This window comes from Enterococcus sp. RTP21361st1_A6_RTP21361_211029 (genome assembly GCF_040910045.1).
GTDB lineage: Bacteria > Bacillota > Bacilli > Lactobacillales > Enterococcaceae > Enterococcus_D > Enterococcus_D gallinarum.
Window position 1 is genome coordinate 16,490 of record NZ_JBDGBK010000015.1, and the last position, 15,047, is coordinate 31,536.

Annotated in this window: 14 protein-coding genes and 2 pseudogenes; 6 read left to right on the forward strand and 10 right to left on the reverse strand. The window is 41.2% G+C overall.

The genetic code is table 11. The features are described from left to right. Nucleotides 1-15: 15 nt before the first annotated feature. Nucleotides 16-1,352: pseudogene (locus AB5Z52_RS04390) on the reverse strand (PTS sugar transporter subunit IIC). A 98-nt stretch (nt 1,353-1,450) separates the two neighbouring features. Further along, a complete protein-coding gene (locus tag AB5Z52_RS04395; RefSeq protein ID WP_103299445.1) occupies nt 1,451-2,488 on the reverse strand; it encodes a LacI family DNA-binding transcriptional regulator in 1,038 nt (345 codons plus the stop codon). A 164-nt stretch (nt 2,489-2,652) separates the two neighbouring features. Here AB5Z52_RS04395 and AB5Z52_RS04400 point away from each other — a divergent pair, with 164 nt between their 5' ends. After that, nucleotides 2,653-3,837 (forward strand): amidohydrolase, encoded by a 1,185-nt coding sequence (locus tag AB5Z52_RS04400; protein WP_137264332.1) that lies wholly within the window; start codon nt 2,653-2,655, stop codon nt 3,835-3,837. A 104-nt stretch (nt 3,838-3,941) separates the two neighbouring features. Here the strand turns inward: AB5Z52_RS04400 and AB5Z52_RS04405 are convergent, their stop codons facing one another. The 4 genes from AB5Z52_RS04405 to AB5Z52_RS04420 all read right to left on the reverse strand — a co-directional run bounded on the left by AB5Z52_RS04405 (nt 3,942) and on the right by AB5Z52_RS04420 (nt 7,819). Next, nucleotides 3,942-4,565, reverse strand: a complete 624-nt coding sequence (locus tag AB5Z52_RS04405) for a DUF624 domain-containing protein (protein ID WP_005470839.1) — start codon at nt 4,563-4,565, stop codon at nt 3,942-3,944. Then, entirely contained in the window at nt 4,562-5,419 is an 858-nt protein-coding gene (locus AB5Z52_RS04410) for a carbohydrate ABC transporter permease (protein WP_021150133.1), read from the reverse strand. Before AB5Z52_RS04410 ends, AB5Z52_RS04405 begins: the two co-directional genes overlap by 4 nt. A gap of 40 nt (nt 5,420-5,459) precedes the next feature. Continuing rightward, nucleotides 5,460-6,371 (reverse strand): carbohydrate ABC transporter permease, encoded by a 912-nt coding sequence (locus tag AB5Z52_RS04415; RefSeq protein WP_003125918.1) that lies wholly within the window; start codon nt 6,369-6,371, stop codon nt 5,460-5,462. Between the two features lie 122 nt (nt 6,372-6,493). After that, nucleotides 6,494-7,819 carry an ABC transporter substrate-binding protein gene (locus AB5Z52_RS04420; protein WP_060813992.1) on the reverse strand — a complete coding sequence of 442 codons (1,326 nt, stop codon included), beginning with the start codon at nt 7,817-7,819 and terminating at the stop codon, nt 6,494-6,496. A 294-nt stretch (nt 7,820-8,113) separates the two neighbouring features. Between AB5Z52_RS04420 and AB5Z52_RS04425 the strand changes: the two genes are divergently transcribed. After that, a complete protein-coding gene (locus AB5Z52_RS04425) occupies nt 8,114-8,623 on the forward strand; it encodes an isochorismatase family cysteine hydrolase (RefSeq protein ID WP_005470828.1) in 510 nt (169 codons plus the stop codon). A 31-nt stretch (nt 8,624-8,654) separates the two neighbouring features. Here the strand turns inward: AB5Z52_RS04425 and AB5Z52_RS04430 are convergent, their stop codons facing one another. Further along, nucleotides 8,655-8,927 carry a hypothetical protein gene (locus tag AB5Z52_RS04430; RefSeq protein ID WP_005470826.1) on the reverse strand — a complete coding sequence of 91 codons (273 nt, stop codon included), beginning with the start codon at nt 8,925-8,927 and terminating at the stop codon, nt 8,655-8,657. 315 nt (nt 8,928-9,242) lie between these two features. Between AB5Z52_RS04430 and AB5Z52_RS04435 the strand changes: the two genes are divergently transcribed. The 4 genes from AB5Z52_RS04435 to AB5Z52_RS04450 all read left to right on the forward strand — a co-directional run bounded on the left by AB5Z52_RS04435 (nt 9,243) and on the right by AB5Z52_RS04450 (nt 12,090). Further along, entirely contained in the window at nt 9,243-10,424 is a 1,182-nt protein-coding gene (locus tag AB5Z52_RS04435; protein ID WP_288551642.1) for an alcohol dehydrogenase catalytic domain-containing protein, read from the forward strand. Beyond that, entirely contained in the window at nt 10,402-10,737 is a 336-nt protein-coding gene (locus tag AB5Z52_RS04440) for a YrhK family protein (RefSeq protein WP_003125913.1), read from the forward strand. The genes AB5Z52_RS04435 and AB5Z52_RS04440 overlap by 23 nt, the downstream gene beginning before the upstream one ends. A 90-nt stretch (nt 10,738-10,827) precedes the next feature. Further along, entirely contained in the window at nt 10,828-11,043 is a 216-nt protein-coding gene (locus AB5Z52_RS04445; RefSeq protein WP_003125912.1) for a DUF378 domain-containing protein, read from the forward strand. A 213-nt stretch (nt 11,044-11,256) separates the two neighbouring features. After that, nucleotides 11,257-12,090 carry a hypothetical protein gene (locus AB5Z52_RS04450; RefSeq protein WP_005470822.1) on the forward strand — a complete coding sequence of 278 codons (834 nt, stop codon included), beginning with the start codon at nt 11,257-11,259 and terminating at the stop codon, nt 12,088-12,090. A 165-nt stretch (nt 12,091-12,255) separates the two neighbouring features. Here AB5Z52_RS04450 and AB5Z52_RS04455 read toward each other — a convergent pair whose 3' ends face one another. The 3 genes and pseudogenes from AB5Z52_RS04455 to AB5Z52_RS04465 form a co-directional block, all read right to left on the reverse strand. Continuing rightward, on the reverse strand, nt 12,256-13,110 hold the full coding sequence (locus AB5Z52_RS04455) for a formylglycine-generating enzyme family protein (protein ID WP_368243244.1): 855 nt from the start codon (nt 13,108-13,110) through the stop codon (nt 12,256-12,258). A 16-nt stretch (nt 13,111-13,126) separates the two neighbouring features. Then, nucleotides 13,127-13,902: pseudogene (locus AB5Z52_RS04460) on the reverse strand (sulfite exporter TauE/SafE family protein). Then, nucleotides 13,899-15,008, reverse strand: coding sequence for an SPASM domain-containing protein (locus AB5Z52_RS04465; RefSeq protein ID WP_003125904.1), 1,110 nt, complete (start codon nt 15,006-15,008; stop codon nt 13,899-13,901). The pseudogene AB5Z52_RS04460 and the gene AB5Z52_RS04465 overlap by 4 nt, the downstream one beginning before the upstream one ends. Between the last annotated feature and the right edge of the window lie 39 nt (nt 15,009-15,047).

Sequence of the window (15,047 nt, forward strand, 5' to 3'; positions counted from 1 at the left end):
AACGGAATACTAAGCTTAGCTTTCTTTGATTCTTTCGTCGATGGCAGGGCCAGTTTGTGCGAGCGCTTCTTTGGCTAGCTCTTCTTTTTCTTCTTTCAAATAGCCACGATCCATCACGATTAGGAATGGCACCCAAATCAATGTCATCACAGCAACAGTTACCAATTGTAGAATGGCACCTGCTACAGAGCCAGTTCCCAGCCAGCCAGATAAGAAGACCGGTGTCGTCCAGACTACCGTTGCTCCGATTGGGCGAGGCACAAGACCAGCAGCGATTGCAAAATAAGAAATCGTCGTACTAGCAAGCGGGGCCAAAATCCACGGAACAAAAGCAATCGGGTTCAATACGATCGGCAACCCAAATGTCATTGGCTCTGACACATTGAAAACAGATGGTGCAATGACTGTCTTCATCAGCTTCTTCATCCGAATCGAACGAGCAATAAAAAATGCCATCGTAATCGAGATCCCTAATTGCATTCCTTGGTTTACAAAAACGCCCATGAAGGTTGTATTGATGATATGAGGCAGTTGTTCTGCACCTGCTTTATAGGCTTCGTAGTTTTCAATCGCCAATGCATTCATGATCGGATCAATCACGGCGTTAACAACCAGTGTGCCATGGATCCCAAACCACCAGAAGAATTGGGTGAATAAAACGGCAATCAAGACTGCAGGCAACGTGCCCCCAAGCCCATTAATGGTTTCTGTAAGATTTCGTAGACAAAGTCGACCGCATTGCCCCATGACGTGAATGTAAACAAGTAACGGATCAAATTAAATAAAAACAATGGCGCAGCACCTGGAATGATAGCAAGGAAAGACTCAGCGATCATCGGCGGAACCGATTCAGGCATTTTGATCGTTAACCCAGAAGCACTGATCTTGCAATAAATTTGTGTAGCGATAATCGCTGTGATGATCCCAACGAACATCCCTTCCGCACCTAATTTTGAAAGGGGAATCACTGTTCCCAGGTCATCGGAAGAACCGTAGGGCAAAAGCATTAAGAAAGAGGACAATGAGATTGCTCCGGCAAAAAGTTTTGGCTGGCCATATTTTCCTGCCAATTGATAGCCGATCCCGAAAACAACAAAAATCGCTGTGATACTCATGGTTGCGTTCCCGATAGGACCAAAGAAATCATTCAAAAAGGTCATCAGTCCTGCGGGCAGTTTCTCAGATAAGCCAAAGGTAGCGGGTAAATTTTGAATAATGATCATGATTGAAGCAAACATTGTCGCGGGAAAAGCAACCATAAATCCATCACGCAGACTCGATAAATACTTATTATTGGCAATGATTTGGGCAAAAGGAACCATCTTCTCTGCTAATTTATCAATAAATTTCATAACTAATCTCCTTTAATTTGCCTGTAAACGTTTACTACAATCAGTATAATCGTTTAGTTAATGTTTACACAACTCTAAAATAAAAAAAAGATCATTTTTCATGATCTTTTTTTATCGGCAATCGATTCTCTTAATATCAATTCACTTTTACAAATCACTCGGACTGGCATTGTTCGAACGCCCAATAATTTGTTTTTCGCCAGCTCTACACTCATTTGCCCCATTTCTTCCGCTTTCATTTTGACTGAAGAAAGCGCTGGTGTCATAAACTGGGCCATTTGAATATCATCAAAACTAACCACTGATATATCTTCTGGGATCTTCAATCCGTGTTCATTTAATGCTTTATAGACCCCCACTGCCATGGGATCACTAGCAACGATGATGGCTGTCGGCCGTGGGGTCATCTCGGCGATTTTTCTGCCAAAAGCTAATCCAGTCTCTGGAGACCATTTTCCTTGAAAAACATGACTGTATTCTTCCAGCTTGTTCATCAGCATCCAATTTTTGTAATTCTCTGCACGAATTTCTTGTTCATCATAAACGACTTCTCCTGTGATCGTTACCCGACTGGAAACACCACCAATAAATGCTATGTTCTCATGTCCTTTTGCTTTTAAGATATCCAAAATTTGATGGGTCTTTCGAGCAAAATCAGTTTGTATGCAATCATAGGCGTCGTTTTCACTATAATTATCTACCAAAATAATATGTTGATTGTACCGGCTGATTTCTTGCAATGCCTCTTGCGTCATTTCCCCAATGATGATGACAGCACCATACTTTGCCAGTTGAGTCAGATCTTTGTCTTGGTCTCGCATCGAGAAGACACGAACCGTTTTTAAACGCCATTTGGCTGCCTCTTTCTCTATTCCATTACGAATCATCATAAAATAAGGATCATTACGCTCCGATTCACTGTTATGCCGTGTAATGATTGCTATCGTATTTTTATCGCCAGCTTCTCGCGAACTCGACAAGCTCTTGTCTTTTGAATAATTCAGCTGGTTGGCGATCTCGATCACCCGTTTGCGGGTATTTTCGTTGATACTAAATGTTTCATCATTGTTTAAGATTCGCGACACACTTGCGACGGAAACCCCTGCCAATTTTGCAATATCCCTCATACTTGCCATTCTGCCACCCCGTTGTTTACTGTTTACTAAATATCTTTTTAAGAATAGAGAGAAACAGCGATTTTGTCAATCCCTACTTGTTACGCAAGAAAACAGGTTAGGTTATCGCGTGCAGAAAAATAGTTGCTTCGTGTATGATAAAAGTAGAAATAGGAGGGATTCAGATGAATATCACAACAACACTTATGCAGCAATTGGAAAAAGACGAAGGGGAAATGATTGCGATTCGGCGGCACTTGCATCAACACCCAGAGCTTTCATTTCAGGAAAAAGTAACCGCCGCTTATATCAAAGCCTACTATGAAAAACTAGACTGCCAAATCACAGAATGTGGCGACGGCTATGGCCTGATCGTTGATATCATCGGTGAGCAATGTGGAAAACAGCTGGCTTTACGGGCCGACTTTGATGCTCTGGCTGTAGAAGAAGACAATCAGCTGCCTTTTCGATCTCAGGTTCCTGGTGTGATGCATGCTTGTGGTCATGATGGGCATACGGCCTATTTAATGGTTTTGGCTAAGAATTTGATTACCTTAAAAGACCAGTTAAAAGGAAGCATCCGCATCATCCACCAACCAGCTGAAGAAGTATCTCCTGGCGGTGCCAAAGGCATGATTGCCGACGGTTGTTTAACAGATATTGATCATGTACTTGGCGTCCATGTGATGTCTTCAATGGAAACAGGCAAGATTGGCTACCACTCTGGCGAAACCCAAACTGGACGGGCAAATTTCACTTTGACCATTCGTGGCAAAGGTGGTCATGCTTCCATGCCGCAACTAGCAAATGATGCCATCGTAGCAGGCAGTTATTTCGTTACTCAACTACAGACGATCGTTTCTCGTCGGATCGATCCTTTTGACACAGCAAGTCTAACGATTGGTTCTTTTGACGGGAGTGGTTCCTTTAATGCAATCAAAGAGACTGTGACCCTAAAGGGAGATGTTCGTGTGATGAAAGAAACCACACGTCAAACGATTCACCAACAGATCCAGCGAATGGCAGATGGTCTAGCACAAACTTTTGCGGTTGAAACCAGTCTTGAATATGATGACAATTATCCGGTTCTTTATAATGATCCAGCTTTTACAATACAAGTGATTGATTCCCTCAAAGAAGCTCACTTACCTGAAGTGAAGGAGATCTTTGATTGCGGTCCTCAAGATCCCTCTGAAGACTTCGCCTACTATGCACAAGAACGACCTAGTCTTTTCTTTTATATCGGTTGTATGACAGAAGATCATCTCAATCATCCTCACCACAGTCCTGATTTCATGATGAATGAAGACTGTCTCTTGATTGCAGCCAAAGCGGTCGGTACCGCTACAATTGCTTATTTAATGGATTAGCTCCTAATCAATGCAGTTAAAAAGAGTAGTCATAAGTTCCCAAAACGGCGGTCCCCATCATGCAGGGTATCGTATCGTTTTGTCTCAACTTATGTCTACTCTTTTTAATGAGAGATCTGGATTGAAGTAATCGAAGCAGGACAGATAATTAACTGAATCAAACAACAACCACTCATTCCCACCAAAAATAAGTACGCCGGACCGAAGAAGCCAAAAAACAACAATAGCGTAATCGTCCAAAAAAGATGGAGCAACACTCGTTTAGGTGAGCGACCGGCTTGATAAAAAGCATAAAAGAAGCTGACTTGCTGCTTCTTTTCGCCCATTAAAAGCGTCTGATAGAAAAAAATCAAGCTACAGATCATGAAGATCACGATCAGCATCGTGGCCATGACTTGAAAAAGCGGTTGTGGAAATCGACTAAGAATGGAATGATCAATCAAAAGAAAAAGACTATAAAAGCTGAATACAATATCTTTCTTTTTATTCAGTTGCCACAGCTCAGAAAATTTCGTAAAGAAAATCGTCGTCGTTTTCTCTTGTTCTGCCCTCTCTTGAGTGTCTTTGATCTGCTTAATCGCCGCAATCATACTTCTTGTCGCTGTTGCCACTGTAAAAAAAGGCAATGAGCAAACCAACCACAAAAATTGTAGAAGAATCAATTTGGGCATCCAATTGATCCAAGTGATCAGACCATTGAATAAACGCTGCGGATCTATCTTTCTCATCCTTTGGTTCCTCCCGTCAGATCCATTCCCTCAATAAAGTAGCGTTGTGCAAAAAAGAATAATAGGATCGTTGGTAATAAGACCAGTGTTGCACCCGCCATCAAATAGTTCCACTGTGTCGTTGATTGATTTTGGAAAACTTGCAAACCGATTTGGAGTGTATATTTTTCTTGATTTTGAATATACAGCAATGGTCCTAAGAAGTCATTCCAAGCACCATTGAATGAATTGATGGCAATCGTGATCAGTGCAGGTTTGGTTAAAGGAATCATCAGATGGCTCCAGATATATAGATGATTGGCGCCATCCATTTTTGCCGCTTCAATCAGTTCATTATTGATCGATAAGTAAAATTGCCGCATCAGAAAGATATTGAAGGCATTCCCAAAAAATGAGGGAATGATCAGCGGCAGATACGTCCCTACCCAGCCGATTTTAGAAAACAGCACGTATTGTGGAATCATCGTCACAAATCCTGGAATCATCATTGTTGAAAGGACCAGAGAAAAAATCAGGTTTTTCCCTGGAAAATCCAACTTGGCAAATCCATAAGCGATAAATGAGTTTGAAAGCACGTTGCCGAACACAACTAACACCGTGATAAACAAGGTGTTCTTTGCATATTGCCAAAAAGGAAACGCATTGATCGTATCAAGATAATTTGAGAAATTGATTTCTTCTGGAAAAAACGTTGGTGGATAACGGACGATCTCTTCCATTGGCTTTAATGAGGTGAATACCATCCACAGCAACGGAATGATCAGAACGATGCCAATCACAGTCATCACTAAATAACTCGTTAACTTTTTGATCCGCTGCTGTTGAGAATTGCTCTTTATTTTGTACATCTGCATACAGTCAGCCCTCCTGAGATAGTGTACTTTGTTGAAGCCATCAGTTTTGTCCTCCTGCATAGTGGACCCAACGAGGAGCTAATTTCAGATTGATAAATGTTAAAACTAATACGATTAAGAAAAGGATCATCGACATCGCCATTGCATACCCCATATCAAAAGCTACAAACGCTTTGTTCCACATATGGAGATTATAGAACAAGAGCGAATTGGCAGGTCCACCAGTGCCGTTTTTCGTCATAACATAGGCTTCTTGGAAGATTTGGAAAGAACCGATTGTCGACGTAATGACATCATAAAAAATAATTGGTGTAATCAATGGAATCGTAATATGTTTAAACTTAGCCCACATACCAGCACCATCGATCTCTGCTGATTCATAAAGCGTTCCGGGGATGTTCTGCAATGTCGCCAAGTACAGCAGCATCGCCCCCCCAGAGCTCCAAATTTTCATTAGGATCAATGCCGGTTTGGTCCATTCAGGATCAAACAGCCAGGCCGGACCTTTGATGTTGAACCAGCTTAAAAAAGTATTAATCAAACCAGCGGAAGGCGACAGCAGCTGCATCCATAACACATATACTGCCACACCGGATAAAATCGCTGGCAAATAAAAAGTCGTCCGAAAAAAGCTGATTCCTCTAATCTTTTGATTCAATAATGTAGCTAGAAAGACACTGAATAAGGTCGTCAGTGGGACATTAAAGAGTACAAAATAAATTGTATTATAAAGTGATTTCCAAAAAAGTGCATCTTGCGTAAACATTCGTTTGAAGTTTCCAAAACCAATAAAATTCATTTTTGACGTTAGATTGTAATCCGTAAAGCTGCCGATAAACGAGAATAACATAGGGCCCAGCATGAACACCATGAAACCAATCAAAAACGGCGCTACAAACAAATATCCCCAGAGGGCATCTTGTCTTTTGCTTCTCGATCGTTTCTTTTTCATAATTCCCCTCCTTTAGTAAAGTGTTTTCTGCCATCTTTTTTCAGCAAAATAGCAAGGATGCAATGAGAACAGTAACGATAGAAAAGGGAATGCGGCTAGCCACAACTCCCTATCTCAATCTATTATTTATTTTGTTCTACAAGATCTTCCACTGCTTTTTGAGCATCTGCTAATCCTTCTGCTGGTTTTTTATTCCCTAGCAGAATTTGATCAATTTGTTCATTGACTAAACTGCTGAAATCTGGTGCATCCAATGGTACCGGAGTGATTACTGTATTAGCAAAATTCTCATCTGCCATTTGATAGATCATTTGACCTTTTTCATCTAAATGATCATTTTTGACAAGATTTTCATTTGCTGTTCGGTTAGCCATAATATCAAAGCTCTTTTCACCAAATTTTTCTTGAACTTCTGGGGTTGAAAGATACTCGATAAACTTGTAGGACGCTTCGGGATTTTTGGCTCCTTGAGGAACTTCTAAGACAAAGCCGCCACCCCATGACCAGTGACCAGAACCTTTTTCTTTTTCTGGAATCTGGATGACGCCAAAATCAAAGTCATCTGGCGCATTTTCCATCAAGCTAGAGTAATAATTGATATTCTGTGCCCGCATGGCCACCAAACCAGAAATAAATGGATCTGCTACACCGGAGCCAAACTCAGCTTCTAAACGATTGATCGTATCTTGCCCATAATAATCTTGCCAATCAAGAATCCAATCCAGAGCCTCCACTTTATTTTCTGTGTCAATCGAAACCTTTTCATCTTTGTCAAACCAACTAACACCGTTATCAGCGTTCAATGCCCAAACATCCGCGCCAAGGTTCCACAAAGGATAGAATCCGATACGCTCAAAATCATCGCCTTTTTTGACATCTAATTTGTGTGCAACAGTTTCAAGTTCGTCCCATGTTTGGGGTAACTGATCTTCACTGATCCCTGCTTCTTTGAAAATTTGTTTGTTATAAAAAATCACTTGGGTATCGGTATTGAAAGGAATTGCATAAGGGTCTCCTTCATATTCTACCGTATCCCATAATTGAGGATAAAATTCATCAGACATGCCATCTTTAACGTACTCGCTCAAGTTCGTTGCTTGCTGTGCTTCTGCACGCTGCGCGACTGAATTGATGTCTTGAACAATAACATCCGGTGGATTTCCTGCAGTGATTGCCGAGAGAGACTTCGTCCAAATATCTCCCCAAGGCTGGTAACTATATTTCACTTCGATTTCATCTTGTGACTGATTAAAATCGTCAATGATCTCTTCGATGACTTCTTGGCGAGCCCCCGATCCCCAAAAAGACCAAAAATCTAATGTTATTTTCCCATCACTTGTCTGTTTTCCCGATGCGTCAGTATTTTTGTCTTCCGAATTACTGCCGCAAGCCGCTGTCACCAATGCGGTCGAAAACAGCAACAGCCCTATTGATAGTGCCTTTTTCATCTTTTATCCCTGCTTTCATTTTTATCATTATTTTATAATGTTGTAATTTTAAAATATCATGACTCTTAGTAATGAGCAAACAATAAGCATTGTTTTTTTATCAAAAAAAATAACGAATTTCATAGCCGGAGATTTTTTGTAGCGTTTTCTTTGAAATCTTATTTATTTTCAGGCATGATAGTTTTAGAGGATTTTTCTTAAGCTATTGTTCTCTTTTTTCATTTTTTTATCACTTAAGAAAGAACAATGAAAATAAAACTACGTTTTATGAAAAAAAGAAAGAAGGAATCGTCAATGTTAGTTGTTATTGATATGCAGAATCAGATTCGTGATGAAAATAGTCAATCATTTATTTCTGACAGCCCTGCTTTGATCACGCGAATCGCAAAACGGCTTCAACAAGCTCGTGCAGAAGGTGAATATATCCTTTTTACAAGAGATATCCCGATTGATTGTAAAGATACTCCTGATGAAGAACAAGAAGCGTTACAGATCGTTCCTGAACTGCAACCGTTGCCGAATGAAAAGGTAATAAAAAAATATTACTTTAGTATCCCACCTGAAGTTCTCTTGGAAATCAAGGAGCAACTTTTCAATGATAAAAATGAACAAAAACATATCGAAGTGACCGGAGTAGAAACCAACATCTGCGTGTTGTCTAATACGATCGAGATTCAGAGTGCTTTTCCAGAAGCCGATTTTCTCATTAATCAACAGCTAGTTTCAGGTAGAAACCATGAGTCTTCTGGATTGAAAATCTTACAAGACTTCAATGTCGAAGTGGTTGATCGGACAGATAACTAAAAAAGAAACGCCAACCACAGGCGTTTCTTTTTTAGTTATTATGCAGTAATTCTTGCGGTATCTCGATGCGGACATCATTTGTTGTCTGACATGCAGGACAGACAAAGGTGCCTTCGATCGCATCTTTTACTTCACCATAATCATAATGAATAGCGATTTCATCTGAGTGTAACTCGTTTTCTTCTAGAGGCGGAACTGTTTTCAGCTTCCCATCTACATCTTCTTGCAGATGAACAATCAATTTGCCATCATAATTTTCCTTGCAATTCACACAAGATGCTTTTCCACGAATCGTAATATCCATGTTTTTCTCCTCTTTTCTACTTTTATGTGAGTCCTCATTGGGGATACGCTTCGATGGATGAGCCCATCGATCCTGTTTTCGATCCACCTTTATAGTGTCACGCTTGTTTAGTTAAATCAACTATTCTGTTTTCAACTGTCTTGCCGATCGCAAAAAATTCGGCTGGTAAACCTTGAGCGTTTCTTTTGTCAAAAGCATTTTTTCCCGGCACAATTATTAAGAACACGAATTTTTTGTCATCCCAAAAGAAGAAATGGCAGTCAATCACACGACCAGGAACCTTTCCCGTCACATCTCATAAAAGGAGGAACAAGTATGCGTGCAGTAACATGGCAAGGAAAAGAAAAAATGGAAGTTCGAAATGTGAGTGATCCGACGATCATTGAACCAACAGATGCGATTATTCGAATTACAGCAACAGCGATCTGCGGCTCTGATCTTCATTTGTATCATCACGGTGGTGCAGTACTAGAAGAAGGGTACGTTGTTGGTCATGAACCAATGGGGATCGTTGAAGAAGTCGGCAGTCAAGTTCAAAAATTGAAGAAAGGGGACCGTGTTGTCATCCCTTTTAATATTGGCTGTGGACATTGTCATTTTTGTCAAAATGAGATGGAGAGCCAATGTGATAACTCTTCTGATCAACTTTATGGTGGCCTCTTTGGCTTTGGTAAGCTGAATGGCAATCATTGGGGTGGACAAGCAGAATTCTTACGGGTTCCCTTTGCTGATTTCACTTCGTTTGTCGTTCCAGATACCGCGATCCCGGATGAAAAAGTGCTTTTTCTATCAGACATTTTGCCAACTGCCTACTGGAGTGTCCAAAATGCGGGTGTCAAACAAGGCGATACCGTCATTATTCTTGGCTCAGGACCTGTAGGACTTTTTGCCCAAAAGTTCGCCGTTATGGCTGGTGCGAAACGAGTGATTGCGGTCGATCCAGTTGCCCATCGACTGGAAAAGGCGCAAAGCTACAATCAGGTAGAGACCTTCCAATTGGATGACCTTGCGACAAGCGCTGATGATTTGTATGAATTAACAAAAGGCGGCGCCGATGTCATCATCGATTGCGTCGGTATGGATGGTTTAGAACCCGTCAAAGAAAAAGCCAAAAATTTGGTCAGCTTGCAAAGTGGTACGATTTCACCGATCCAAATGGCGGCGAAAGCGGTCAAAAAATTTGGTACCGTGCAAATTACTGGTGTCTATATGACTCCAGCATCGTCCTACCCTTTACAAGAGTTTTTCATGCGCAATGTGGCAGTGAAACATGGACAAGCACCCGTTATCCACTTAATGCCAAAAATTTATGAAATGATCCAAAAAGAGGAGATCGACCCAACACCGATCATCACTCATACCATGCCTTTAGAAGAAGCCGCTGCGGCTTATGACATTTTTGACAAAAAAGAAGATAACAACATCAAAGTGGTATTAAAGCCAAATCAACGCAAAGAAAGGATGATCGCCCTCAGTGCCAAAAATCAAACGAAATGAACATCAGATCGAACTTGGTAAAGACGAAGACGTCATTATTAAAGGACGCCGTTTTCATGTCTATTTCAAAAACCGGTATCTGCTGATTTCCCTAACGAATGATATTTTGACTGGTTTATTTTATATTTTCGGAAGTATCGTGTCCTTGACAGATCTGCCTGCGATCTATGGAACTATCGCCTATCTGATAGGAGCAATCTTCTTAACGATCCGACCATTGTTGAAGATCGTCCGTCATGTATTTATTTACAATGAACGGAAACAAAATGGAGAGAAAGAAAAGAATATCGAAGTATCCGATGATGGTGAATAAACAGTGACGATTTTCTTCAAGCAGTATTTTTCCCAAAACAAAACACATGCTATATACTATAAATATGCACAAAGAAAGGAGAATTCTAAAATGAAAGTATTAGACAGTATAGCTTTAGCGCTACTTATCGTTGGCGGCCTAAACTGGTTATTGGTTGGATTATTTGAATTTGACTTGGTTGCAACAATTGCGGGCGGATCAACTACATTATTCGCTAAAATCATTTACGTAATTGTCGGTATCTGCGCGATTTATTGCTTGAAGTTCTTTGTTGGTATTGCTCGTCAAGACAACGTGAACCGATAATCATTGATAAATAAAAAGCAAGAAACGAATGATCTGATCCATAGTTGCTCTACTTTCTATGGATCAGATCTTTTTGTTTGCATTGCCTTTTGTCTCTTTTTTTATTTGTTGTATAATTAGTGTCAACAGCGAATTAAAAAATTTAGATAAATAGATTTTGGCTGGACTAGGAATAGCAGCTCATTCACAATGAACCGACAAAGGAAGTGACCCATGACTGATAAAAAACGTAACTCCAAGCTTCTCCCTTCTCTGCTTTTTTATTTCATCCTCCTGCTCATCATTGCAGGAATCTTAGGGATCGTTGTACTGACGAACATCAATATTGCCGAAAACTGGTTTGGACTGGATGAGTACACAGTTGTAGAAACTCGCGACCAAGTGATCGGCTATCTTCCGCTACTCTGGTACTTCGTTATAGCACTAATGATAGTCTTGGCATTATTTTTTGGTATCAGAAAAAGAAAAAGGGCTTTGTTCTATTGGATCGGCACATTGGTCATTCTCCCTAGCATCTTGTTAGCATTTGGTGCTTTAACAACCTTGCTACCCTTCGACCGAAATTTTTTTAGAGAAGAAGCCTCTGCTTCCGCGATCATGGCTGAATTAACCGACAAAAAAGCGCTGAAAGATCAAGAGGTTCAGCTCATCAGTTATAGCTATCACATTCGGAACATTCCTTTGAAAAGCGGCGTCTATGCAGTCGCGCGAATCATCAACCCTACCACTAAACTACAAGATGAATACTGGTATTATTCGACAAATCTTTTACAAAAATGGCAGAAAGACAGTGATACGATCGAGTTACCTATTCAAGAGACCATTGCTTATAATGAAATCGATTGGGGCGTTATTCCCAAGGTTATCAAAGAAACGGAAAAACGGGTTGCGAAATTAGACCATTATTATCCCGGAGTTAGTATCGTGATCTTAAATGGTTCTCAAGGCAAATGGACTTGGACGGTCGGTGTCGATGATATTCGGGGACATACTGCACTGAATCTGGTTTATGATCTTTCAGGAAATTATCTTTCTCAATGGGATTAATCGGTCAATACAGGCCCTACTTCCATCATTTATTAAGACAGCAATTAAACAAAAAACTATCTAAGCGATCACTGATTGTTCCTATCAAAGGACGACTTGCTAAAAAAAGCAATGAGACAATCAAGATTTTTTAGATAGTTTTTTTATTATTATTCACAGATACGCCTAGCTTTTGGCACAGCGAAAGCCTAAATTATTGGCCGCAGACATCCCGGAGTTTCCATTGCGGGCTGCGATCCGATAACGTTTGCAGTAAGATTCATGACACAAGAACGACCCTCCCCGTGTCGCATACATGGCATCATCCACCTGCTGAAATCGTTGCTCAAAAAAATGGCTGTCCCATGAACGAAATTGTTCCAATGGTATCCTTGCGGGATTGCTGCACCATTCCCACACATTGCCAATGACTTGATAAAGTCCATAGCCATTCGGCTCATAAAACCGAGCAGGTGCAGTACTCGCAAAGCCGTCTGCCTTCGTATTTGCTTTGGGAAACGCGCCTTGCCAGATGTTGCAGTGATAGTCTTCTCCAGCTAAAAAATCTGTCCCCCATGGATATAAGTCATTCTCTGTACCACCTTTCGCGGCAATCTCCCATTCAGCTTCTGTTGGCAGCCGCTTATCTGCCCAGCGGCAAAATGCCAACGCATCATTTCGCGAGACTTGGACGACTGGATGATCCATCCGTTGCTCAATCGATGAGTCCGGACCTTCAGGATGTCGCCAGTCTGCTCTCGCAACCGCATACCACCAACTCATATTGGGGATCAGTTGGCTCCTCTGTTTCGTCTTTTCGGAAAGAAAATAATGAAAGGCAAACGACCAGCCAAACTGTTCTGCTTCCGTCACATAGCCTGTTGCTGCAATAAATGCTTCAAACATCTGATTGGTAACAGTCGTTTCATCGATTTCAAAAGAGGCCATCTCAACTTGGATCTTGGGACCTTCTTGGTCCTCTTCAAAGCCAGCTTTTGTATCCGTGCCAATTCGATACGTTCCAGCAGGAATCTTGATCATCCCATCTGCCTTCTTTCTATAATAATTGATAGCCGTTATAAAGATTGATGGTTAGCACCAAGAGGATGACTGTCTGGAAGACCAGCGTCACTTTTTGTGGTGAGAGGACAGTGCTGACTTTTGCCCCTAACAAACCGCCAACAATCGCGGCTGGAATCACAAACCACAAAATCTTTAAGTCATAGAGGCCAAATCCAGTGGTCCCAGCAATCGTCACGATTTTCGCCAATTGAGAGAAAAAAATCGTACAAATCGAATAGACTGTCGCTTCTTTGATTGGCAAAGCAAACATCAGCATCAGCAAAGAAACATTGATCGGTCCGCCGCCGATTCCTAGAAGACTGGCTAGAAAACCAAGGACTAAACCACAGAAGCAATACCAGAAGTTATTTTTCAGTTGGAATCCGGGCCAGTCATATTTGGTATAAAAGAAAGCAAACAACAAGGTCACGACGGTCAAAAAGATCTGCACCATCTGTACATGGTCTTCATTCTGGAAAAACAGCAACAGCTGATCAAAAGCGACATTGCCCAAGACACCGCCTAAGATGGCGCCTCCTGAAACCCAAAGGACGATTTGCCAATTGATCTTATGTCCGCTAGCCAACTGTCTTGCGGTAGAAACCAGCGACATAGTAAAGACTGCTACGGCAGAATAAAACGAGATGGCCGCAACAGAATGGGCGCCGATAAAATCAAAAATGGGTTTGATCAGAACGCCCCCCCCATGCCTGAAACGGCACCAACCGTATTCGCCAACACGATCACTATAAAATAAATGAACCCAATCACACACTTACCCCCTGTAACAAACCTAAAATCCGATTGATCTGCGGCACAAATTCCTGCAAGAGTTGCTGATAACCGCAATAGTCCCCATCCACATAGATGGCATCTTTCATTCGTTTGCAGCCGCCACGACACATTTTTTGAAACGGGCAACTCAGACATTTCTTTGGCATTTCGGGCCGTTGACACACAAACGTTTTTGCAATGTCCTGTTCAAATAACTGACGCAAGGTCTGTTCTTGAATATACCCCATTCGATAGTCATCTAACACATAGAAATCACAAGGATAAACACTGCCATCTGCTTCAATGACATATTGCACTTGACAGTTTCCTAAGATCCCGCAGGCGGTGAATTGTTGCTTGACCAATAAATTCAAAAGATCATCAAAAAGCTTGATACTCACATAATGCCCCTCCGCTAATTCTTGCAGCCATAACTGCAAAAGCTGGTGGTAAAATCCCGCAAAACGTTTTGGTGTGAGGGCATAGCTATTTCTTTCTTTCGCATCTAAATCATCTAAACAAGGAATAAACTGGACAAAATCGATTTTTTGTTCTTTTAGAAAGCGAAAGACTTTCTTAGCCTCTTTAGCCAATGGATTGGTCAGGACACAAAGCACATTGTAGCCAATCTCAAAGTGGTCAAACAGCTGCTTTGTTTGCAGCACTCGCTGAAAAGTTCCTCTTCCTTTCGGATCGACCCGATGCAAATCATGGTAGAGCGGATGGCCATCGATCGAGAGACCGACCAAAAAATCATGTTCTTTCAAAAAAGCACACCATTTTTCATTGATCATGGTCCCGTTCGTTTGAATCGCATAATGGACCTGTACCTGCTTTTGCTGTTGATCCACTAGTTGGGTCACTTTTCGAAAATAATTGAGGCCCGCCATCGTTGGCTCTCCACCTTGAAACGCTAATGTCAATTGATCACCGTCTTCTAAGTCTGCATAAATATTTTCGATCATTTTATCTGTTACTTCTTCTTTCATTTTGCCAAACGAGCGGACTTCCCGCAAGGAACTGACATTGGCATAAAAGCAGTAGCTGCAGCGAAGATTGCAAAGGGAAGATGCGGGTTTGATCAATACTGAAATATGTTTCATGGTAGAAGCCTCGATTCTAAATAACTTTTTGAAGTTGCT